Consider the following 357-nt stretch of genomic DNA (forward strand, 5'->3'; position numbering starts at 1 on the left):
CTCTTTGGAAACATAGGTTTTAATAACTTGCTTCTTTGAGGGCATTAGCTCGACCGGATTCACGGTTAATACCTTCCCAAACAAGACTTACAGCATGAGGGAGATAGGATTTTGGCAGATCTTCCAGCGATTCAATGCACATTTTTCCGCATGTATCAGCAAGTAACTCTTCACGAGTACGTTGGCCGCAATGAGCCCAGTAATCAAACAGCCCATAAACCGGGGCCAACTCCTCCACCGAGCAGACATCCACGCCACGCAATTTAGGAGGAACAACACTCATGCTGATGTTGAGATACATCCATGCACTTTCTAAAGCCTGCACATCTATTTCATAAATATCCGAGACTCTGATTG

Annotated in this window: 1 protein-coding gene; it reads right to left on the reverse strand. The window is 45.1% G+C overall.

The features are described 5' to 3' along the window. Nucleotides 1–19: 19 nt before the first annotated feature. The coding region (locus tag EMN46_RS19815) for a hypothetical protein (RefSeq protein WP_229130464.1) at nucleotides 20–357 on the reverse strand (338 nt) is incomplete at its 5' end.

This window comes from Ancylomarina sp. 16SWW S1-10-2, assembly GCF_009669305.1.
In the GTDB taxonomy this organism is placed as follows: Bacteria; Bacteroidota; Bacteroidia; order Bacteroidales; family Marinifilaceae; genus Ancylomarina.